Source organism: Fundicoccus ignavus (genome assembly GCF_009659375.1).
GTDB lineage: Bacteria > Bacillota > Bacilli > Lactobacillales > Aerococcaceae > Fundicoccus > Fundicoccus ignavus.
Genome location: NZ_WJQT01000004.1, coordinates 70036 through 91547, shown reverse-complemented (window position 1 = coordinate 91547; position 21512 = coordinate 70036). Strand labels below are relative to the sequence as shown.

The 21512-nt window shown below is 44.8% G+C and carries 17 protein-coding genes; 3 read left to right on the top strand and 14 right to left on the bottom strand.

The features are described from left to right. Positions 1–559: 559 nt before the first annotated feature. From GF867_RS04560 to GF867_RS04540, 5 genes are all read right to left on the bottom strand, one after another. Positions 560–1396, bottom strand: a complete 837-nt coding sequence (locus tag GF867_RS04560) for an alpha/beta fold hydrolase (protein ID WP_153831936.1) — start codon at positions 1394–1396, stop codon at positions 560–562. A 237-nt stretch (positions 1397–1633) separates the two neighbouring features. Next, complete coding sequence (locus GF867_RS04555) at positions 1634–2674, bottom strand: VOC family protein (RefSeq protein ID WP_153831935.1); 1041 nt, start codon at positions 2672–2674, stop codon at positions 1634–1636. 173 nt (positions 2675–2847) lie between these two features. Then, positions 2848–3858, bottom strand: a complete 1011-nt coding sequence (gene dmpG, locus GF867_RS04550; RefSeq protein WP_153831934.1) for a 4-hydroxy-2-oxovalerate aldolase — start codon at positions 3856–3858, stop codon at positions 2848–2850. A gap of 12 nt (positions 3859–3870) precedes the next feature. Then, complete coding sequence (locus GF867_RS04545) at positions 3871–4752, bottom strand: acetaldehyde dehydrogenase (acetylating) (protein ID WP_153831933.1); 882 nt, start codon at positions 4750–4752, stop codon at positions 3871–3873. A 9-nt stretch (positions 4753–4761) separates the two neighbouring features. Then, on the bottom strand, positions 4762–5565 hold the full coding sequence (locus GF867_RS04540; RefSeq protein ID WP_153831932.1) for a 2-keto-4-pentenoate hydratase: 804 nt from the start codon (positions 5563–5565) through the stop codon (positions 4762–4764). Between the two features lie 437 nt (positions 5566–6002). On the opposite strand from GF867_RS04540, the gene GF867_RS04535 reads away from it, so the two are divergent. After that, positions 6003–6776: an IclR family transcriptional regulator gene (locus tag GF867_RS04535; protein WP_153831931.1), complete on the top strand. Its 774-nt coding sequence runs from the start codon at positions 6003–6005 to the stop codon at positions 6774–6776. Positions 6777–7781: 1005 nt separating this feature from the next. On the opposite strand, the gene GF867_RS04530 is transcribed toward GF867_RS04535, so the two are convergent. Continuing rightward, positions 7782–9773 carry an ABC-F family ATP-binding cassette domain-containing protein gene (locus GF867_RS04530; RefSeq protein ID WP_153831930.1) on the bottom strand — a complete coding sequence of 664 codons (1992 nt, stop codon included), beginning with the start codon at positions 9771–9773 and terminating at the stop codon, positions 7782–7784. Positions 9774–9985: 212 nt separating this feature from the next. Beyond that, positions 9986–10273, bottom strand: a complete 288-nt coding sequence (locus tag GF867_RS04525) for an ArsR/SmtB family transcription factor (protein WP_153831929.1) — start codon at positions 10271–10273, stop codon at positions 9986–9988. Positions 10274–10422: 149 nt separating this feature from the next. On the opposite strand from GF867_RS04525, the gene GF867_RS04520 reads away from it, so the two are divergent. Next, positions 10423–11481 (top strand): nuclease-related domain-containing protein, encoded by a 1059-nt coding sequence (locus tag GF867_RS04520; RefSeq protein ID WP_153831928.1) that lies wholly within the window; start codon positions 10423–10425, stop codon positions 11479–11481. Between the two features lie 1667 nt (positions 11482–13148). Here GF867_RS04520 and tsaD read toward each other — a convergent pair. From tsaD to lepB, 7 genes are all read right to left on the bottom strand, one after another. Next, positions 13149–14159, bottom strand: coding sequence for a tRNA (adenosine(37)-N6)-threonylcarbamoyltransferase complex transferase subunit TsaD (tsaD, locus tag GF867_RS04515; protein ID WP_153831927.1), 1011 nt, complete (start codon positions 14157–14159; stop codon positions 13149–13151). Position 14160: 1 nt separating this feature from the next. Then, entirely contained in the window at positions 14161–14634 is a 474-nt protein-coding gene (gene rimI / locus GF867_RS04510) for a ribosomal protein S18-alanine N-acetyltransferase (RefSeq protein WP_153831926.1), read from the bottom strand. A 136-nt stretch (positions 14635–14770) separates the two neighbouring features. After that, positions 14771–15454, bottom strand: coding sequence for a ribosomal protein S18-alanine N-acetyltransferase (gene rimI, locus GF867_RS04505; protein ID WP_153831925.1), 684 nt, complete (start codon positions 15452–15454; stop codon positions 14771–14773). Beyond that, positions 15414–16166: a tRNA (adenosine(37)-N6)-threonylcarbamoyltransferase complex dimerization subunit type 1 TsaB gene (tsaB, locus tag GF867_RS04500; protein ID WP_172973958.1), complete on the bottom strand. Its 753-nt coding sequence runs from the start codon at positions 16164–16166 to the stop codon at positions 15414–15416. Before tsaB ends, rimI (GF867_RS04505) begins: the two co-directional genes overlap by 41 nt. A gap of 89 nt (positions 16167–16255) precedes the next feature. Beyond that, entirely contained in the window at positions 16256–17380 is a 1125-nt protein-coding gene (locus GF867_RS04495) for a pyridoxal phosphate-dependent aminotransferase (RefSeq protein WP_153831923.1), read from the bottom strand. A gap of 510 nt (positions 17381–17890) precedes the next feature. After that, entirely contained in the window at positions 17891–19336 is a 1446-nt protein-coding gene (proS, locus tag GF867_RS04490) for a proline--tRNA ligase (RefSeq protein WP_153831922.1), read from the bottom strand. A 343-nt stretch (positions 19337–19679) separates the two neighbouring features. Beyond that, the gene (gene lepB, locus GF867_RS04485; RefSeq protein ID WP_153831921.1) at positions 19680–20264 is read right to left on the bottom strand and encodes a signal peptidase I; all 585 of its coding nucleotides are present in this window, start codon (positions 20262–20264) and stop codon (positions 19680–19682) included. A 624-nt stretch (positions 20265–20888) separates the two neighbouring features. On the opposite strand from lepB, the gene GF867_RS04480 reads away from it, so the two are divergent. Further along, positions 20889–21428 carry an NADPH-dependent FMN reductase gene (locus GF867_RS04480; RefSeq protein ID WP_153831920.1) on the top strand — a complete coding sequence of 180 codons (540 nt, stop codon included), beginning with the start codon at positions 20889–20891 and terminating at the stop codon, positions 21426–21428. Positions 21429–21512 lie beyond the last annotated feature (84 nt).

Below are 21512 nucleotides of genomic sequence, written 5' to 3'. Positions count from 1 at the left end.
GGCACAACTTGGTGTGACTTTGAGCGCAGCGAAGTAGACACACCCTAGCCAATTGAGCTGGAAAAGACAGAGTGACAACGAAGGCTTCGGAAGCGATCACCGCCATGGCAAATTAACACGGCGAGCGCAACCATCCAAACACGCGAAGCTCACCCTGTCAGTTTGCCTATAGCGGTACAAAGGGCAATTGGCGCAGCTTGCTCTGACTATGAGCAAAGCGAAGTAGACAGAGCCTAGCCAATTGAGTTGGAAAAGACAGAGTGACAACGAAGGCTTTGGAAGCGACCACCGCCATGGCAAATTAACACGGCGAGCGCAACCATCCAAACACGCGAAGCTCACCGCGTCAGTTTGCCTATAGCGGTACAAAGGGCAATTGGCGCAGCTTGCTCTGACTATGAGCAAAGCGAAGTAGACAGAGCCTAGCCAATTGAGCTGGAAAAGACAGAGTGACCACGAAGGCTTTGGAAGCGACCACCGCCATGGCAAACTAACGCGGTGAGCGCAGCACAACAAAAAAAACAGGCCCCCTTCTGGAGACCTGCCATCATAATTAGTCTTATTCTCTGCCGGCGAAGTTGTTTACTAAGTCAGCAAATTCTTGTGATTTCTCGATTTGAGTCCAGTGTCCACAACCACCGAAGATGTGTAGCTCTGCATTTGGAATCAACTTGATTAGACGTAATGAGTTCTCAACTGGAACCACTTTGTCTTCACGACCGTGAACCAACAATGTTTTGTGTTGGATTGTCTTGAAGTCTTCGTCTGGGAATGATAAATCATCCACTGATGCTTGACGAGGGTGTGGGAACATTGAGCTGAAGGCTTCGTGGAAACCAGGTTCCATTGACGCTTCGTAACGAACTTGCGCTAACTCGTCTGATGCAAATTTCTTGTCGAAAGTGAATAGGTCGATTAATTCAGCCATATGTTCTTTCGTACCTTTGTAGCCCCAAACTTCGTTTAGACCGTAAGGAATGTCGCCTTGTGTACCCATGGCACCCATTGTGATGATTTTGTTAACTTTTTCTGGGTATTTTAACGCTACTGAGAAAGCTAATGATCCACCGAAAGAGTTTCCTACTAAGTTTACTTTCTCAACGCCAATTGCGTCAATAAAGTCTACGATTTGTTGTGTCCATAAGTCGATACCGTAATCTACTTCGTCACCAGTTGGTTTGTCTGAATAACCGAAACCAATCATATCCATCGCGTAAGCGTGGTTTGTTTCTTCTACTAAAGGTAATACTAAACGCCAGTTAGCGTAAGCTGATACACCTGGGCCTGAACCGTGGATGAATAGTAATGGAACGCCACCTACATTTTCACCAACTTCTAAGTAGTTCGTTGTAAAGTTACCTGTCTTAATACTCTTGCCAATTTCTGGTCTACTCATGATTAAAATTCCTCCTTAAGGATTGATAGTTTTATTATACGAGATACGCGCACACATTTCAGGTCATATTCCCGCATAACGGAACACGATGAAATTTTGTTTCGTATTTTGTTATAGTAATGTACGAATACTGCTCTTTAATCGCCAAAAGTCCAAGCATGCGCTCAGACTTTGGCAAGTGTGAATAAATGACGCGTAGTAGAGCAAATCATTTAAATATTAAAGGCTGAGCTTGAATTAGTTGCCTTTAGCTTCGTGAATTTGGTTTTCACCTGGTTCGAAGTAAATGTTCAACTCATCTGTTTCGTCTTTGATTGCTGGTGTTCCGTGACGGAAGTAAGTTTCTGGTAATTTACCACCATACCAAATGATTGCTAATTCAGTATCTTCAGCAGCCCATTCAACAGTTGGTTTGTCTGGATCCAAGATTAAGTAACCTGAGTCACCGAATAATTCGATACGGTTTCCGCCTGGTTCAATGATATACATACATAACGCTTGAGACACACCGTGTTTCAATGGTCCAGCTTCGATTTCGATGCCGTACTCTTTACATAAATCTGATAAATCATCTAAATGTTGAGGCATACCATACCAATAAGCCAAGTGGTGTAAACGACCGCTACCGTTTAATCCGTCACCCATTAAAGCCACCTCGTGAACTAATGGAGAAACTGATAACCAAGTTGCAAAGAAATCGCCATCTGGTTTCTTAACGCCTTCACGGATGTTAAAGCCTAATTGATCTACATAGAACTCAGCGTTAGCTGGCACTTTAGCTTCGTTTGTTAAGAAGTTGATGTGGTCGATACGACGAACTGGTACGCCACGTAATGGACGACGTTGTGGACGGTTACGTAATTTAGAACTTAAGTGAGCAGGTGCTTCGTAACGCTCAACTTCCCAGAATAATTCTAAACGGTGACCATCTAAATCGTCGAATTGGTAAGCACGGCCGTGACCATAGCTCTCTTCAATCCATTCACCTTTTACTCCAGCAGCTTCTAAAGCTTCAACACGACGCTCTAACGCTTGTGGTGAGTAAGTACGGAAAGCTGTATGTTTCATACCTGCTTCATGGTGAGGTGTTAAAATTAAAGAGTATTTGTAAGTATCTTCATAAGCACGTAAGTAAACTGAACCATTTTCCTCATGAACCACTGTCATCCCTAAGATTTCAGTAAAGAATTCTACCGATTTCTCTAATACTGGTGTATATAACTCAGCATGGGCTAATTGATGAACATCACGGAATTTTTCTACATAAGTTTCTGTCATTTTAAATTGCTCCTTTTAATAAATTAATTTTTTATTTTATACACAATACAAATCAACACACAACAGACGACAAACGCTTACAATTTCTTTATAAGAGAAACCGCCGCTTTCAGACGATCTCTCATGAAATTTCCTTACAAAATACTTTCCCAGAAAGCGTCAGCCTAGCCGCATTAAGCGCGCTCAGCCGCCATTCTGGCTGCGACGTCCATTACCATATCTTCTTGTCCGCCTACTACACCGATGCGGCCTAGCTCCGTCAAGATATCGCGTGGCTCAAGGTCATACTTCTTACCTGCTCTTTGCGCAAATAATCTAAAGCTTGAGTAAACCCCTGCGTAACCTAAGATAATGTTGTCACGGTCTACGATTTGTGGTGCTTCCATAATCGGTGCCACTAAATCTTCTGCTACATCTTGGATCCCATAAATATCGATCCCCGTTTCAATGCCAGCTTTGTCTAAGACAGCTGCCAATACTTCGGTTTGCGTATTCCCTGAACCTGCTCCTAAAGCACGGACACTTCCATCGACATAAGTCGCGCCTGCTTCAATCGCAGCCAGTGAATTCCCAATTGCTAAACCTAAGTTGTTGTGGGCGTGGAAACCTACTGGTACATCCAAGGCTTCAACTAAAGCTGAAACTCTGGCAGTTACACCTTCTGGTAACAAAGCACCTGCTGAATCTGTGACATAAATAATGTCCGCCCCGTAGCTTTGCATTTTCAATGCTTCTTCGACAAGTCTTTCAGGCTCCGTCATATGAGCCATCATCAAGAAGCCAACAACTTCCATGCCGAGTTCATTCTTCGCGTATTTAATATGTTGCGCCGAAACATCTGCTTCCGTTGAGTGCGTTGCGACACGAACCATATCGGCTCCTGCTGCATGCGCTAACTTCAAGTCTTCCACTGTTCCGATGCCTGGCAAGAGTAGAACGGCAATCTTTGAAAAATCTGCCACTTCTTTTGCCGCTTTAATTAAATCAATATCATACGTATGTGAGAATCCGTATTGTACAGACGATCCTCCGATACCATCACCATGCGCGACTTCAATATATGGAACGCGCGCATCGTTTAAGCCTTTCACAATCGCTTTGACTTGCTCGACTGTATATTGGTGGCGCACTGCATGTGAGCCATCACGTAAGGCCACTTCCATTACGGTTACTTTCTTTGTCATTTCTGTGCCCCCTTACGCTTCTTTTGCTAAGATGTCACGTGCCACACGTTCTGCAACCCCAACCGCTGAAGCGGTCATGATGTCTAAGTTGCCAGAGTAAACAGGTAAGTAGTCACCCGCTCCTTCAACTTCCACAAAGACTGTCACTTGTTGACCGTCAATGATAGGTTCAGTTCTTAAACGATAGCCCGGTACAATCTCTTTAATTTCTTCGGCACGTTTCTTGATCGAAGCCAATACCGCTTCTTCATCAAAGTCGCCTTCAATAATTGAGTAAATCGTATCACGCATTAAGATGGGTGGCTCAGCTGGGTTAAGGATAATGATCGCTTTCCCTTTCTTCGCTCTCCCAACCACTTCAATCGCTTTAGAAGTCGTTTCTGTAAACTCGTCAATGTTTGCACGTGTTCCAGGACCTGCCGATTTACTTGAAATGGTTGCGACAATTTCCGCATATTCTACAGGTGCTACATCCGCAATTGCTGAGATAATTGGTGTTGTGGCTTGACCCCCACACGTAATCATGTTGACGTTCTCAGCTGCTAAATGTTCTTCTAAGTTAACCGTTGGTGAAATAAATGGTCCAATTGCTGCAGGTGTTAAGTCAAACATGCGAATACCTAATTCTTTCGCAATCGCCGCATTGTGTTCATGTGCATAAGCGGAAGTTGCATCAAATAAGAATTCTGGCTGCTCTTCTAAATCCTTAATCCCGTCAATCCCTGTTGGAACAGTGACTAAACCATTCTCTCTGGCCATTTTCATTCCTCTTGAATCATCATCGATACCGAACATTGCGATGGGTTCAATCACATCTGATCGCAATAATTTCATCATCAAGTCTGACCCAATGTTACCTGGTCCGATAATGCCGGCTTTAATTTTTCTTGCCAAGTGCTATCCCTACCTTTCTTCAAATTTAATCTTAACGTCTCCTAAACCTTCAGTAAATTTCACTTCAAATTCATCGCCGATAACCGCTGGAATTGCGGCTGATAAGGCACCTGCTAGAATGACTTCACCTTTTTTCAAGGTAATATCAAACTCGTATAATTTATTGGCTAACCAAGCCACACAATAAGCTGGGTCGCCTAGGACGGCTGATCCGTCACCTTCGTTGATCAATTCGCCGTTCTTCCATAACTGCATCTTCACGCCGATACGATCTAAATCAGCTGGTGCAAAGTGGTTATCCCCCAGAATATAGAAAGCAGAAGAACCATTATCCGCGACTGTATCTCTCAACGTAATCTGCCAATCTTTCACACGACTATCGACAATTTCGATGGCTGCGACAATACTTTCAGTTGCCGCTAATACATCTTCAACTGTGACATTCGGTCCTACTAAATCTTCCTTCAAGATAAAGGCTAACTCACCTTCAACTCGCGGCTGTAAGACTTGATCCGAATAAATGACCGGTTGATCTTTCGTAATCACCATATCCTCTAACAGATGACCGTAGTCTGGTTCATCCACTCCCAATGACTCTTGCATTGCTTTAGAGGTCAACCCAATTTTCTTCCCTACAATTGACTTTCCTTCCGCCAACTGCGCATTCACATTATACAATTGAATATCATAGGCTTCCTTGACAGTTAAGGCCGGATACTCCGAAATCACAGGTGACACTCCTTCGCCCTGATTGACCGCCTCACACAAATGGTGGGCTAACTTAACCACATAAGGTTCATAAACTTTAGACATGACTCGCTCCTTTCCTATAAGAGGCTAATTGCTTTGAAAGCGTTACCTCTTGGCTACAAATACATCTTACCCCATTAAAAATTTATCCGCACCCATTTGTTTCACATAACGCAACACATATAAATTATTTACTTTAGACGCAATAAATGTTACCATGAAAGCGTATTCTAACAACGGAAAGCGTTTCCTAATCTTTCAAAATAAGAATTCCCCATTGTTTCGTTATACGGGCAAGCTTGGTTCACATAGTCTCCTTGTTGGTCTTACTAGCTATAGAAAGTCTATGTGATAAACTAAGTTTAGGTCGGTTGTATCAGGTTTGCGGCAGCAACTCATCGAGAGGTGTTTGTCGTTCACTGCTTGCTGTGGTTGCTTTCGGTTTTCTTGGGGCAGCGTGCCTTTGTCATATATTTAGATAGTCGTTTAGGAGGGTTTGTATGAGTGAGAAGAGGTCTGGTCAGTTATCGTCGGTGAAGAATGCGTTGCGGATTTTGAAGAGTTTTACGGCGTCGGATCCTGTGCGGCGGGTGAGTGATTTGGCTGAGGAGATTGGGGTGTCAAAGTCGACGGTCAGTCGTTTGGTGAGTACCTTGGTGTCAGAGGATTTTCTGGCGCCGGATTCTGAGTCGGCGGGTTATCGTTTGGGGTATTCAGTGTTGACTTTGGGTGGTGCGTTAACGAGCACGAATGAGTTGTATCGTGAGGTGGCGCCGGTTTTGAATGATATTGTGTTACAGACGGGTGAGAGTGCTCATGTGGCGGTACTTGAGGGGCATGATGTGATTTACTTGAATAAGAATACGGGGCCATACTTCGCAAATATTATGACGTCAGTGGGTGCTCATAATGCGGCTTATTCGACGAGTTCGGGCAAAGTGATGTTGGCGGTTTCGGATCCGGAGATTGTCGATCAGATTTTTGCTGAGGGTGTCAAGGCTTACACAGAGCATACGATTACCAATCCGATTAAGTTCAAGAAGGAGCTTGAGAAGGTACGTCGTCAAGGTTACGCGATTAGTATCGAGGAGATTTCCAAGAATAATTATTCGATTGCCGTGCCTGTACGGGATGCCAACGGTAAGGTTGCTTGCGCGATCACGGTGGTCGGGCCCCTTTCGCGGGTCAACAAAGGAAAGCTGGAGCAATTCATCCGAATCATGAAGGATGCCGCCCAAGATGCTTCCGAGCGTTTAGGTTATGATGGCGAGTAAATAGTCGGCGTCTGGTTGGACTATATATAGTAGAAAAGTTTAAAATAGCCCCTGAACCCAGTGATGTGAGTTCAGGGGTTATTTGGTTTGTATTCTGGTGGCGTTAGATGGTTAAATGTGATCAAATAAGTGGTCAACTGGTTTTTATTTACACATTTACTATAAAATGAGTTTGGACATTACATGTAAGGTGATAGTGACCGTTCAATGTGCGAATTCAGTGCGCGAGTTTGAACATTGAATTGGTTTTTGGCTAATTTAGCCAGTAAAAATGGTGAATAATGAGAATTTAAGGATAAATTTCGTGTTGGATATCACCCTACAGGTGATGGTTGCCGTTCAATGTGCGAACTCAGTGTCTGAGTTTGATGATTGAAGCACTCAATGTTCAAACTCAATGCGCGAGTTTGAACATTGAATTGGTTTTTGGCTAATTTAGCCAGTAAAAATGGTGAATAATGAGAATTTAAGGATAAATTTCGTGTTGGACATCACCCTACAGGTGATAGTTACCGTTCAATGTGCGAACTCAGTGTCTGAGTTTAATGATTGAAGCACTCAATGTTCAAACTCAATGCGCGAGTTTGAACATTGAATTGGTTTTTGGCTAATTTAGCCAGTAAAAATGGTGAATAATGAGAATTTAAGGATAAATTTCGTGTTGGACATCACCCTAAAGGTGATGGTTACCGTTCAATGTGCGAACTCAGTGTCTGAGTTTGATTATTGAAGCACTCAATGTTCAAACTCAATGCGCGAGTTTGAACATTGAATTGGTTTTTGGCTAATTTAGCCAGTAAAAATGGTGAATAATGAGAATTTAAGGATAAATTTCGTGTTGGATATCACCCTACAGGTGATAGTTACCGTTCAATGTGCGAACTCAGTGTCTGAGTTTGATGATTGAAGCACTCAATGTTCAAACTCAATGCGCGAGTTTGAACATTGAGTGGAATGACTCGATAGTTAGAAGGCCTCGGACATTGTCCGAGGTCTTCTGTTTGTTTAACGGTTAAATTCTGGGTTGGTTTCGAGGAATTCTTCCAATTCAAGTGAGGCATGTTCCCAAGTATCGAGCGCGACAAGTTGTTCGGACTCGATGCTTTTGAGTTCGGTATGCAAATCAACTAGGCTGGCTTGGTCATTCGTTTCGGCTGCGGCTGCAAGTTGCTCGTGCAAGCTTCCGATTTGAGTTTCCAATTGTTCGTTGAGTTCCCAAGCTTTGTCGACGGCTTGTGAGAGCTTGCGGTGTTCGCGGCCCAATTGTTTTGATTCTTCATAGCTCTTTTGAGCGGTTCCACCAGTGGCTGCCGGCTTGGTGTTGGTGCTTATTTTGGCAGGGGTGGTGGTTTGAGTCATGGCTTCGATTTGTTCGAGTTCGGCCTTTTTCGCTAGGTAATAGTCGTAATCACCTAGGTAAAGCGTCGCGCCGTCGGGTGAAATTTCCAGAACTTGGGTAGCGATTCGGTTGATAAAGTAGCGGTCATGGGACACGAAAAGTAGTGTGCCGTCGTACTCAATCAAGGCTTCTTCTAGGACTTCCTTGCTGTCGATGTCCAAGTGGTTGGTCGGCTCATCGAGTAACAGCGTATTGTCGTGTTCAGTCGCAAGTAAGGCTAGACTCAGGCGGGCCTTCTCTCCCCCACTCAACATCGAAACTTTCTTTTCGACGGTTTCACCACTAAATAAAAAGCTTCCTAGAATACTACGCACAACCCACTCGTCAGTTGAATCATGAGCTGACCAAAGCGTCTCGAGGACCGTTTGATTAGGATTGAGTGAATTCACATTCTGTTCGTAGTAACCAATTTCAACGCCGGTTCCTATGCTAACATGGCCTGCTTTAGGTTCAAGGCGGCCGAGTAGCGTTTTCAGGTAGGTTGTTTTACCAATCCCATTCGGGCCGACAATCGCGATGGCTTCTTGGCGGCGTAAGTCCATGTTGATATTGCGCGCAATGGCTTCGTCAAGATCTGGATAGCCAATCGCTAAGTTGCTGGCTTCTAGGACACGGTCGCCGGAATCTTTACGAGCTGAAAACTGGATGCGTGGCGCGCGGGCATCTTGCTTAGGTTTCTCCAAGCGGTCGATTTTCTCCAACTTGCGTCGGCGACTTTGCGCCATCTTAGTAGTTGACGCACGGGCTAAGTTACGTCGCACATAATCTTCCAGTTTCGCAATTTCATCTTGTTGGCGCGCGTAAAGTTTGAATTCTTGTTCGAGGCGCAATTCTTTTTCTTTTAAATAGTAAGAATAATTGCCTTTATAGATATGCAAGGTATTATGGCGCAGCTCGATGACTTGTTTGGCAACTTTATCTAGGAAGTAGCGGTCATGCGAGACGATTAAGAGCGCGCCTTGGTAGCCCAATAGGTAGTTTTCTAACCAGGCTAAGGTTTCCATATCCAGGTGGTTCGTTGGCTCATCTAGAATGAGTAGGTCATAATCCATCAGCAGAATTTGTGCTAAAGCGAGGCGCGTTTTCTGGCCGCCGGATAATGATTGGACGGGTCTGTCATAGTCTTCTTCGTAAAATCGGAAGCCGTGCAAGACGGTGCGAATTTCAGATTCGATCGCATAGGCATTCTTGTCTTTTAGGCGTTCTTGTAGCTGGTCATAGCGTTCAAGGGCTTGTTCGTAAGCCTTACTGTCGGTGTTGTCGGCTTCTAGCGCCAATTGTTCGGCGGCTTGCTGGGCTTGGTCTCTGAGGTACAAGGTATCTTGGAAGACGTTTAACATTTCATTCCAGATGGTGCGGTCAGAGTCGATGGCTACGTGTTGTTCTAGGTAGCCCACTTTCAGGCCTTTAGCTCTGGAAATCATCCCATCTGATAGGGGCTCTTCACCCATAATTTGTTTGATTAGGGTGGATTTTCCGGTTCCGTTGCGACCGACGAGCGCGATGCGGTCGTTGGTCTGGATACTAAAGGATACATCTTCAAATAGTGTGGCGTCGGCGAAGCGACGGCTCACTTGGTTCGCTTGTAGTAGAATCATTTGTCTGCTCCTCTGTGGTTGGCGGATCAGCTGAAAGCCGGTGGCTTTCTTGGCGTCTCGCGTGTGATTGGTTTCGCTGTGGGAGGTTGGCGGTTTCGTTGTTGTTGGCCTCCGTTGGCGTGGTTGGGCTCGCTTGTCTTGGCTTGTGTCGCATGCTTGGGCCTGTGGCTAGTTGTTAGTTAGCGTTGGCTGGGCTTATTTCTCCTAAGGGTTTAGGATTCTTGGACGTGGGCGAAGATTTGGGCGAGGATTTCGTAGACGTGGCCGTCGAGTTGGCTGTAGATGATGTTTTTGCCTTCGCGGCGGGCTTTGACGAGTCGGGCGTCTTTGAGTGTTCTGAGTTGGTGTGATACGGCGGATTGTTCCATGTCGAGGCCTTCTGCGATGTTGGTAACGTTGAGTTCGCGGCCTTCTAGCAGGTGTAGGATGGCTAGTCGGGTTGGGTCGGCGAGGATTTTAAACATTTTGCTGGCTGCTTCGATTATTTCGTGTTGTTGCATGTTTTCACCTACTTATGATTGTTTATTCATATGAATATCTTAGCATTGGGGAGAGTTTTTTGCAATATTTGAATTTAAAAAGTGATTTTTGGTGTTTTATTTTGTATTTATAGGTAGGGAGTTTTTATGATTGAAAGGAGCTGTGTGTAATGTCAGGTGAATTGAAGTGTTTGCTGGCTTTGGAGCGTCGTGGGGCTTTGTCTGAGGATGAGTTGTTTTTATTGCAGCGTTTGGAGGCTGGGGATCGTGGTGAGGCCGAGTTATTGGCGATGGTGGAGTCGGTGTTTGGTGAGGAGGTTTGGGTGAGGCGTAATGTGTGGTTGGATCGTCAGGTGGAGTGTGATTTGCTGGTGGTCACGCGGGCGCGGGTTTTGAATTTGAATGCGAAGTTTTATCAGGGTGATTTTCGTTATGTGGATGGGAAGGCGTTTTTCAATCAGTCTGAGTTGCGGAGTAATCCGGTGCTGGCTTTTCAGCGTTCGATGGATCGTTTGCGTGAGTTGGCGCGTCGTTGTGGCTTGGAGGATGTGCCGATAGATGGGCGTTTGGTGTTCTTGAATCCTGATTATTCAGTTTCGGTGGATGGTTCGAACGTTTGGCCGTGTGTTGGGCGCGCGGATGTGTTGAAGATGTTGCAAGACTTGCGCGCTGAGGCTGGAGGGAGTCGTTTGGGAACCGGGTACAATAGCGGTTCAAAGCGCACGGGCACGCCTCGCGGTTTGGATATCAATTGGGTGGCGAGTCGCCTGATGACGCTAGAAAGTGAAAGCAAGTATTGGGCGGCGCCTTTGAATTTGAGCCATTTGCAGAAAATGTACCGCGGCTTACTGTGTCCTTCTTGTGGGAATCGCCACTTGTCGGTATCGCAGCGAATTGTGGTGTGCGCTTGCGGTCACTATCGTGTTTCCAAGGAACAAGCCGTCTGGGAGACCGTACAAGAATTCGCGATGTTGCTTCATGACCAGCCTGTGTTGCGGACTTCCGAGCTTGAGTGGTATTTGGGTGGTGAGGTTCGCCGCCGTTTCATCGTCAACCTGCTCACGCAAAATTTAACCGTTGCAAACTCTGGCCGACACGCTACTTATGTAAACCCTTTTTATAGAAAACCTTATGAAAACTCCGTTCAAAGAATCGCAGATAGACGCGAATTCATATCGAGAGCTTTCCTTCATCAAGAAAAATTAAACTTAGTTAAAAGAAAAAAATAATCCCAAAATACTAATCTAAACCTCAAATCTAAGCCTAATGTGCTAACTCGAAAATCGAGTCGACACGTTAGGCTTCTATCGTGTCAACTCAAATCCCCAGTCGACACATTGGAACTAGAATTCCTCATATTAGGCAATTTTTACCGGATAAAACATACTTTTTAAGCAAAATTACTGGTTTTTTAACGCTTTTTGCAACCCAATGTGTCAACTCAAAATCTGAGTCGACACGTTAACCTATCCAATGTGCCAACTCAAAATCTGAGTCGACACGTTAACCTATCCAATGTGCCAACTCAAATCTCCAGTCGACACATTGGAACTAAAATCCCTCATATTAGGCAAATTTTACTGGATAAAACATACTTTTTAAGCAAAATTACTGGTTTTTAACACTTTTAGCAACCCAATGTGCCAACTCAAAATCTGAGTCGACACGTTAACCTATCCAATGTGACAACTCAAATCTCCAGTCGACACATTGGAACTAAAATCCCTCATATTAGGCAAATTTTACTGGATAAAACATACTTTTTAAGCAAATTTGCTTGATTATAACACTTTTAGCAACCCAATGTGCCAACTCAAAATCTGAGTCGACACGTTAACCTATCCAATGTGACAACTCAAATCCCCAGTCGACTCATTGGAACTAAAATTCCTCATATTAGGCAATTTTTACCGGATAAAACATACTTTTTAAGCAAAATTACTGGTTTTTAACGCTTTTTGCAACCTAATGTGTCAACTCAAAATCTGAGTCGACACGTTAACCTATCCAATGTGCCAACTCAAAATCTGAGTCAACACGTTAACCTATCCAATGTGCCAACTCAAATCTCCAGTCGACACATTGGAACTAAACTCCCTCATATTAGGCAAATTTTACTGGATAAAACATACTTTTTAAGCAAAATTACTGGTTTTTAACACTTTTAGCAACCTAATGTGTCAACTCAAAATCTGAGTCGACACGTTAACCTATCCAATGTGCCAACTCAAATCTCCAGTCGACACATTGGAACTAAAATTCCTCATATTAGGCAAATTTTACTGGATAAAACATACTTTTTAAGCAAAATTACTGGTTTTTAACGCTTTTTGCAACCCAATGTGCCAACTCAAAATCTGAGTCGACACGTTAACCTATCCAATGTGCCAACTCAAATCTCCAGTCGACACATTAGAACTAAACTCCCAATCTCCCACACACTTGTATCCCTCAAGCACCTAAAATCGTGTCGGCTCCGCAAGCCGACACTCCTTTTGGCTCTTCTAGAAAACACTTGTAGCACCAGAAACGCATAAATCAACGCTACCAAAAACCAAAAAAACCAAAAAATCCAAGTCAGTAGCCTTCCGCTCAAAAGCGGAAGCCTTAAACCAGCAACACCAGTTCCGTCACAACACCCTATTCATTGAAAAGCTCTCACCAAACCAATAAGGAGTCGCTGAGCGCGACGATTAAATTCACACCCAAGCTCGGCTCTCTTTCGAATCGTCGCGCAACGCGAGTGAAGCGACACCTTTATCATTTCCTGCAAGCTGGCTACTCCCAACAAGTAACGCTGGAGTATTCCGTAATTAGCTTTCAACTCTACCAAACACAAAAAGCCCTCTAGCTTTTGTATTAGCTAGAGGGCCTCAAACCATCCAAGGTTGAGTTATTACAACATCATACCCGGCTTGGCGTTGATACTCAGATCGCCAAAGCGGCCTTGCTCGAACAAGTGGTGAGAAGCTGCCCCGATCATGGCTGCATTGTCGCCGCACAAGTTTAAAGGCGGGATCAAGACGGCCACGTCCGGATAGTCCGTAGCGAGACGCGACTTCAAGCCTTCACGTAGACCTGAGTTGGCTGCGACACCACCTGCTAGTACAAATTGACGTACATCTGGATATTCCGCCAATGCGCGGACCGTCTTCTCGACTAAGACTTCTACGACCGCATTCTGGAAGGAAGTGGCCAAGTCAGCAGGCACAATCTCGTCGCCACGTTGGCGCGCATTGTGGATTAAATTCATGACCGCACTCTTCATGCCTGAAAAACTGAAATCTAAATTGTCTTCATGCAACATCGCGCGCGGGATTTGATAAGACTCCACGCCTTCTTGCGCGAGTTGGTCCATATACTTGCCGGCCGGATAGGGCAACTCTAACATGCGCCCTATTTTGTCATAGGCTTCGCCAACGGCGTCATCTTGCGTTTCGCCAATCACTTCGAAAGAACCGTCCTGAGCCATGTAGACCAACTCAGTGTGACCCCCGCTCGCAATCAGCGCCAACAAAGGAAAGGCCAGCGGCTCGATCAACTGACTCGCATAAATATGGCCAGCCAAATGATTGACCGGAATCAGCGGCTTCTCATGGACAAAAGCCAGCGTCTTGGCAGCCGTCAAGCCAACCAGAAGCGCGCCAACCAGACCAGGTCCTTGCGTGACCGCAATCGCGTCCACCTCATCGACACTCGTCAAACCAGCATCCGCCACCGCATGATCAATCACCTGCGTAATTTGTTCGACGTGATGACGACTCGCAACCTCAGGCACCACACCCCCAAAACGCATATGACTCTTAATCTGCGACGCCACAATATTCGACTTAATCACCGAACCATTCTCAATTACCGCCACACTCGTCTCATCACAACTCGACTCAATCGCTAAAATTAGACTCATCCTAAACCTCCTTTCCCAAACGTTTCTGCATAATCACCGCATCGTCCACCGGATTATGATAGTAAGCCTTACGCACCACCAACTCCTCGAAGCCAGCCGAAGCATACAAAGCACGCGCCGCCACATTCAACGCACGCACTTCCAAGAATACATGCACCACATCACGCGCCGCTAACTGCTCCAACACGAAAGCCAACAAATGCCCCGCAAGCCCCTGCTGACGCCACTCCGGCAACACAAACACACCATTCACCGTCGCCTCATCCAACACATGATGCAAACTCACAAAACCCAACAACTCCTCAGAACCACGCAACAACACATAAAACTCCGCATGCTCATTCGCAAAATCCGCCGCCGACATCTCCGCCGACCAACCAAAAGCCGCCGCATAACCCGCCGCAACCTGCTCACGCAAAGCCACCGTCAACTCCGCACCCCGAAAAGGCACCACCTTCAAATCTAAAACATCCACAAACTCATACCCCCATAGGCAAAATAAGCCCAAACAAAGCACCCGCGACAATCTCGCCAGGCACCCAACTCGCTACAAAACCAAACGGCCAGCCCAAAGGCTGGCAATATTAAACCGACAACAGCTCCCACTCCGCTTAATTCAGTGGCCTTACCATAAAGAAGGCCGTCTCATTATTATTATAGTAGTAGTTATGCTTCTTGGCTGCAACCGAAAAACCATGCTTCTTGTACAAAGTTTGCGCCGTGAAATTCGACTCGCGCACTTCTAAACTGGCTTGGCGAATTTTCTCTTCCTTAGCAAAGGTCAGCCACTTTGAGACTAAATAATCGCCCAAGCCGTGCCCCTGGAAATCAGGGTGTACAATTAAGTGCGAAATGTGCGCCTTCTTGGCTAGAAAACGCCCGACTACCATGCCGACTAAGGCCGAATCATCATCCTTGGCGGACTTGTGCTCCAATAATAAATAAACCGCGTATGGATTGGTGCGCCAATCACGCTCGAAATCTTCTTGCTCCCAAGCCAAGTAGCCATCATAACCCACTCGCTCTAACTCGGTAATTGCCTGAATATCGCTGGCTGTAGCGACACGGAACTGCAGTAAATAATCCTCCGCATCCGCTCGCAACACATGCAAAGTTGGCAAAGTTTCAATTTTCTTTGCGAGACGCGACAAGACCGGATGATTAATTCCTTCCGTTTCCTTACGCGCTGTTTCGCTCGACAATTCATATCCTAAAGAATGCACCGCCTGTTGGGCGCGCTGGTAAATTTCTTGATTACGTAAAGTGTTCAATAAATGCTTCATTATCCTTTTCACTCGCTATAGTCGTATTATTTTTTTCTGCCCATTCGCGCTCTGCTAAAGTCGCATGCGCATAATTCGGCGCCAATAAAGTTGGCTCTGCTACTAATTCACGTGGACATAAAACCGCACGCCCCGCATGTGGCCAAGCCGCCCAATCCGTTATCACTTCCACTGTCTTATCAGGGTAAATTTCTTGGAAGGCTTTTACAAATTCCTCAATACCTGTGCCTACTAACACCACTTGTTCACCCAAGTGCTCACTAACTGTCGGCAACCACTCGCGCCAATCTACATGGCTATCTGCCACGACCGACACTAACTTTTCTTCAGTGTCCCACTTGTAAATAGCGGTATAGGCTGATAAACGGCGGGCATCCATCACAGGAAGCACACTAACGTTTTCACCGAATGGCAAACTTGCAGCTGCAATTAAAGCTAACGATGAAACGCTGGCGATGGGTAATTTTTTGGAGTTTGCCCAGGTTTTGGCAAAGGTTACCCCAATCCGTAAACCTGTGTAAGACCCCGGCCCGACGCCCACCAAGAGACCCTCAAGGTCGCTGGTTTTCCAATTCATTTGTTCCAACAATTGCGCAACGGCTGGCACCAAAAGGACACCATGTTGTTGTTGCGGTAACAAGGTACTTTCAGCCACCACTGCCGTATCTTCAATCAGCGCCACACTTAAGGCTTTCGTCGAAGAGTCTACCGCTAAATATTTCATGCTTTCACCTATTTTCTCTTTATATACTATGACCACCCGCTTTGGGGTCATATTTTGGACGTTGTTATCATAACATAAATAGCCCTCGCTTACGAGAGGGCTTGGCGCATCAGGTCGCGCAGGCGGGCACCGTCTTGAGCATTCGGCAGTGTCAGACGAATCCAGTTCGGGAAGCTATGCGTTGTCAGCATATAACCGTGCTCGCGCAGGTTCGCAATCAGCTGAGCCGCATCCGGTACCTCGAACATCACAAAATTTGTATAGCTCGGGTAGTGCGTCAACTGCATGTCATCAAGGAAAGCTAGCCACTTCTCGCGCTCTAGACGCGTCGCTTCCACCACTTCAGCCAAGTAAGCTTGATCCTGGAAGCCAGCTAGAGCCGCAATTTCAGTCAGGCCCGAAACGTTAAAGGGCGTGCGCGTCGCATCGACAATTTCCGCGGCAGCCTCGTGTAAAATCGAGTAACCACAACGAATATTAGCCAAACCATAGGCCTTCGAGAACGTACGCATGATCATCAAGTTCGGGTATTGATCGAAAATCGCCACACCCGACTGACTCTCAGGCAAACCCGTAAATTCAAAATACGCCTCGTCAAGTACTACGAGAATATGGTCAGGCACTTGATCCAGGAACGCTTGAATGCTTGACAATGGCTCAAGGCTAGCGGTTGGATTGTTCGGATTGCATAGGTAAATCAACTTCGTACGGTCCGTGATCGCTGCACGCATGCCTTCCCAGTCAATCCCGAAGTTCTTATTCGGTACGGCCACAATGCGCGCACCATCAACTTGCGCTTGGCTAGCATATTCCGGGAAAGTTGGCGTATGTACAAGCACTTCATCTCCTGCTTCCACAAAGGTACGTGGTAACGTTTGAATCATCTCGTCTAAACCATTCGTGAAGACAAAGGCGTCTGGGTGCACGTTATGGTAAGTGGCTAAGGCATGACGGAGTTTCGTTAAACGTGTATCTGGGTAACGGTGAGCATACGCACCCGTCCATTCTTGAATTGCTTCCATCACTTTTGGTGACGGTCCATAAACACTCTCATTCATCGATAAGCGGATGGCTTGTTCAAGTTCCATTTGCGCTTGTAATTGTTCTGGCTCCAAGTCAGGCACATAACGTGATAAATGCGCTGTACTACGTTTTGCTTCATGCTTCATAAAGACGTTTCCCCATTCTATCTGTTTTTTCGTATGATTAAGCATACCACAAAACCGCCTGAGTGGTACATATGGAGGTGGGAAAATTATGAGTTGGAAAGCTGGGGACTGATAGTAGGACAATTCATTCAGAGCTACGTGTTGATTGAAGTCAGATTGCTGGAAAAGATAAAGGTGTCGCTTCTCTGCGTTGCGCGACGATTTGTAGAAGAGCCTAGCTTGGGGTGTGAGTTTAATCGTCGCGGGCAGCGACTCCTTATTGTTTTTGATTTCAATGTTGAAACTCGCCTACTGAGTTTGATGATTGAACCCGTCAATGTTTAAACTCGAAGTCTGAGTTTGAACATTGAAACTTCTACAAGCCCCAAACTTACTACAAGAAAGACAAAGGACTCGTTCCACTCGCGTTTCACGACAAATTTATCAAAGAGCCTAGCTTGCACCTTACTCCCCTCTGCTTATCCGCCAATGATTGTGACACCACCTGCTTTCGGATTCTGGCACACAGAAAAGCCCCGTCAATCGACGGGGCGGGTTCTTGCTTATTTAGGCTGATTAGTAAGCGCGGGCTAGCCAGACTGTGTGTTTAGCTGGTGCGCCGGTTACGATACAGGTTGTTTTCTCTTCGTATTGGCCTGCGAAAGGAATGTTACGTGTCGTGAAGCCTGTTGCTTCTTTGATTTTCGCTTCACTTTCTTCGGTGCCGTCCCAGCCTGCTAGTACCCAACCTGGTACTTCGCCAGCTTCGCGTTGAGCTTCGATATGGGCGCTTAATTCATCTAGCGTGTTGATGTTTGTGTAGATGTGAGAAGCGTTCATGTCAACGGCTGAGTTGAATAGGCGTGTTTGCATAGCTGTTAGTTCTGCTTGAACAGTGTCTACAAGTGGTGTGTCAGCGAGTGAAACGAATTGTTTCTCGTCTGCATCACGGGCTTTTAAGACGACTTGGTTGTTTTCGATATCGCGTGGGCCGACTTCGATACGTACAGGCACGCCGCGTAATTCCCACTCGTTGAATTTGTAACCTGGTGAGTTGTCGCTGTCGTCCACTACTGTACGGATGCCAGCTGCTTTTAATTCAGCGTATAATTCGTCAACTTTTTCCATTACAACGTCCAGTTTTTTCTTAGGTCCGACTGGAATAATCACGACTTGTTGTGGCGCAACTTTTGGTGGTAATACTAAACCTGAGTCGTCACCGTGAGTCATAATCATCGCGCCGATGAGACGTGTTGATACCCCCCATGAAGTCGTAAAGGCATGAACATGTTTATTTTCTTTGTTTAAGTATGTAATGTCAAAGGCTTCCGCAAATTTAGTTCCCATGTAGTGAGAAGTACCTGATTGTACGGCTTTACCGTCTTGCATCATTGACTCGATTGAGTAAGTACGTTCTGCACCCGCGAAACGTTCGCTTGGTGTTTTCTCACCACTGAAGACCGGCATTGCGAGTAAGTCTTCAACAACTTCCTTGTAAACTTGTAACATACGCATTGTACGCGTGTTGGCTTCTTCAGCTGTCGCATGGGCCGTATGTCCTTCTTGCCATAAGAATTCTGATGTACGTAAGAATGGCAAGGTACGTTTTTCCCAACGGAAGACGTTCGCCCATTGGTTGATTTCCATTGGTAAGTCACGGTATGATTGGATCCATTTAGAATAAGCGTCCCCGATCATTGTCTCTGAAGTTGGACGTAGCGCTAAACGTTCTTCTAATGGCTCACCCGCTGCTTCCGTTACCCATGGTAATTCAGGACTGAAGCCTTCAATATGATCTTTTTCTTTGTTGAAGAAAGATTCTGGGATTAACATTGGGAAATAAGCATTACGGATGCCCTCTTCTTTAAAGCGACGGTTAAATTCCGTTTGAATATGCTCCCAAATTTCATAACCATTTGGTTTGAAAATCATACACCCACGCACTGGTGAGTAATCCATTAAGTCTGCTTGTTGAATCGTTTGAATATACCATTTAGAAAAATCTTCTTTTCTTGTTGCCATTTATAATTCTCCTTTATCCCTGTTCTTCTGCCAAAATACTAAAAACAACTGTTCCACGTCCTCTAAAATAAGGACGAAGAACAGTTGTTGAAATCTCCGCGGTACCACCTTGTTTGTCAGCACACTTTATTGGTTTAGATGCTGACCAGCTCGCTAGCCGATAAGGAGGCAACCCATTTTCTTCTATAGTAGGTTCAATTGCTGAGGGGGTGAGCTGCTTTCAGCCAAGGCAGCTTTCTCTAAACACCATCCACAATTTACTAGTCTATCGCTTTTTCATCCTTCATTATAGATGCTTCTGTTGGCTTTTGCAACGCCAAAATTGCCTTTAGTCAGGATACTCCTATCTTGCGACAATCTCCGTTCCATCCTCAGATAATTCATATTTATCCAACAAGCCAAATTCGTTCAATGGCCAATGAATGAAGTCTGCTTCACCTAGTACATCGTCAGCATCAATAAAACCAAAGCGACGTCCATCTAAGGAATTGCGACGATTATCTCCCATCACAAATAGTTTTCCTTCTGGCACTGTTATTTCCCCCGTAATCTCCTCTAAAGTAAAATCATAAGTAAAGTTACCATCAAATTCACTTTCTTTTTGCGCTAAATAAGGCTCATTCATGGCTTCACCATTCAAGATTAACTCGCCATTTTCATAGGCAATCGTATCGCCGGGCACCCCGATTACACGTTTCACATACAATTTTTCTTCGTCACTTGGTGCTGGGAAAATCACCACATCAAAGCGATCAATGTTATTTAATTTCAGCATCCACAAACGCTCACCACTTCTCAGCGTATATTCCATCGATGCCCCATCCACAATAAACGGCTCTGCGATATATTTATACACCCCTAGAATCACCAGAAACATTACCAAGAATATTACAATCGTACTAAAAATCTCTTTTAGAATATATTTCATCTTTCAGCAGCCTCTAATCTCTATTCGATTTAATACTATTATTTTAACGAATACCAGCCACTTACGCAACACCTCTACAAAATACTTCCCACCATTGTCAGCTTTTATTACTTATGTGTAGCCCTTTTAAAAAAAACATTCAAACGAACACTTGAAAATAACCAAACCTGATCTATTATTAATCTAACAACTGTTTGATTGTTGTTTTTAGCAAGAAATTTCATTGTTTTCGTTTCGAGATAAAATAATTCGAAATAAATGTTGACAAGTTAAAAATCGTTTGATATTATTAATCCAACGAACATTTGAGTGTCGTGTTTTTATTTGGCAGTTTTTAAATTCTGTTTCGAGATAAATTAATTTGAAATAATTGCTTGACATGTAAAAAAACGTTTGTTATCATCATTCTAACGAACGTTTGAACAACGTCTTTTTATTTGGGGTTTATTAATTTCTATTTCGAGAGATTGAAATCCGAAATAAAAAGATGATCACTAAAAAGCGTTCGGCTAGAATTATTACAATATGATCTTGGGTCATATTCCGGAAAGGTGAATGTTTGTGTTATCAACTTTGTTCCATAAATTATTCAAAAAAGAAGAAGAAAAAAAGGAGACTATTATTATGAAATTCGGTATTATCTTAGGTTCAACTCGTGAAGGTCGCGTAAGTCCACAGGTCGGAGAATACATCCAAAAGGTTGCTTCAAAACAAGCAGGTCATGAATTCGAGATCGTTGACATCGCTGATTACAACTTACCGTTCTTAGGTACTGGTGAAGCAAATCCAGCTTGGAATGCTAAAATCAATGAATTAGATGGTTACATCTTCATCGTTCAAGAATACAACCACGGTATGTCAGCTGCATTGAAAAACGCTTTAGATAGCGCTCGTGACGAGTGGTTCAACAAAGCTGCAGGTATTGTTTCTTATGGTTCAGGTGGCGGAATTCGTGCTGCTGAGCAAGTTCGTTTAGTTTTAGCTGAACAATATGTTGCTGGCGTGCGTACAAACCCTGCTTTCAACCTATTTACTGACTTCGAAAACTTCTCAACATTCAAACCTGGTGACCACATGGAAGCTGGAGTTAATGACATGTTGAACGAATTAATCAACTGGGTCAGTTGCTTTCAAAGCAATCCGTTAATCTTATACAACTGTTAAACACGTGGCCACACCCCTTGGTGCCCAGTTTAATCTAGAGCCGCCAGTTTTCTGGTGGCTCTTTTTTGTGCGTAGCATTACAAT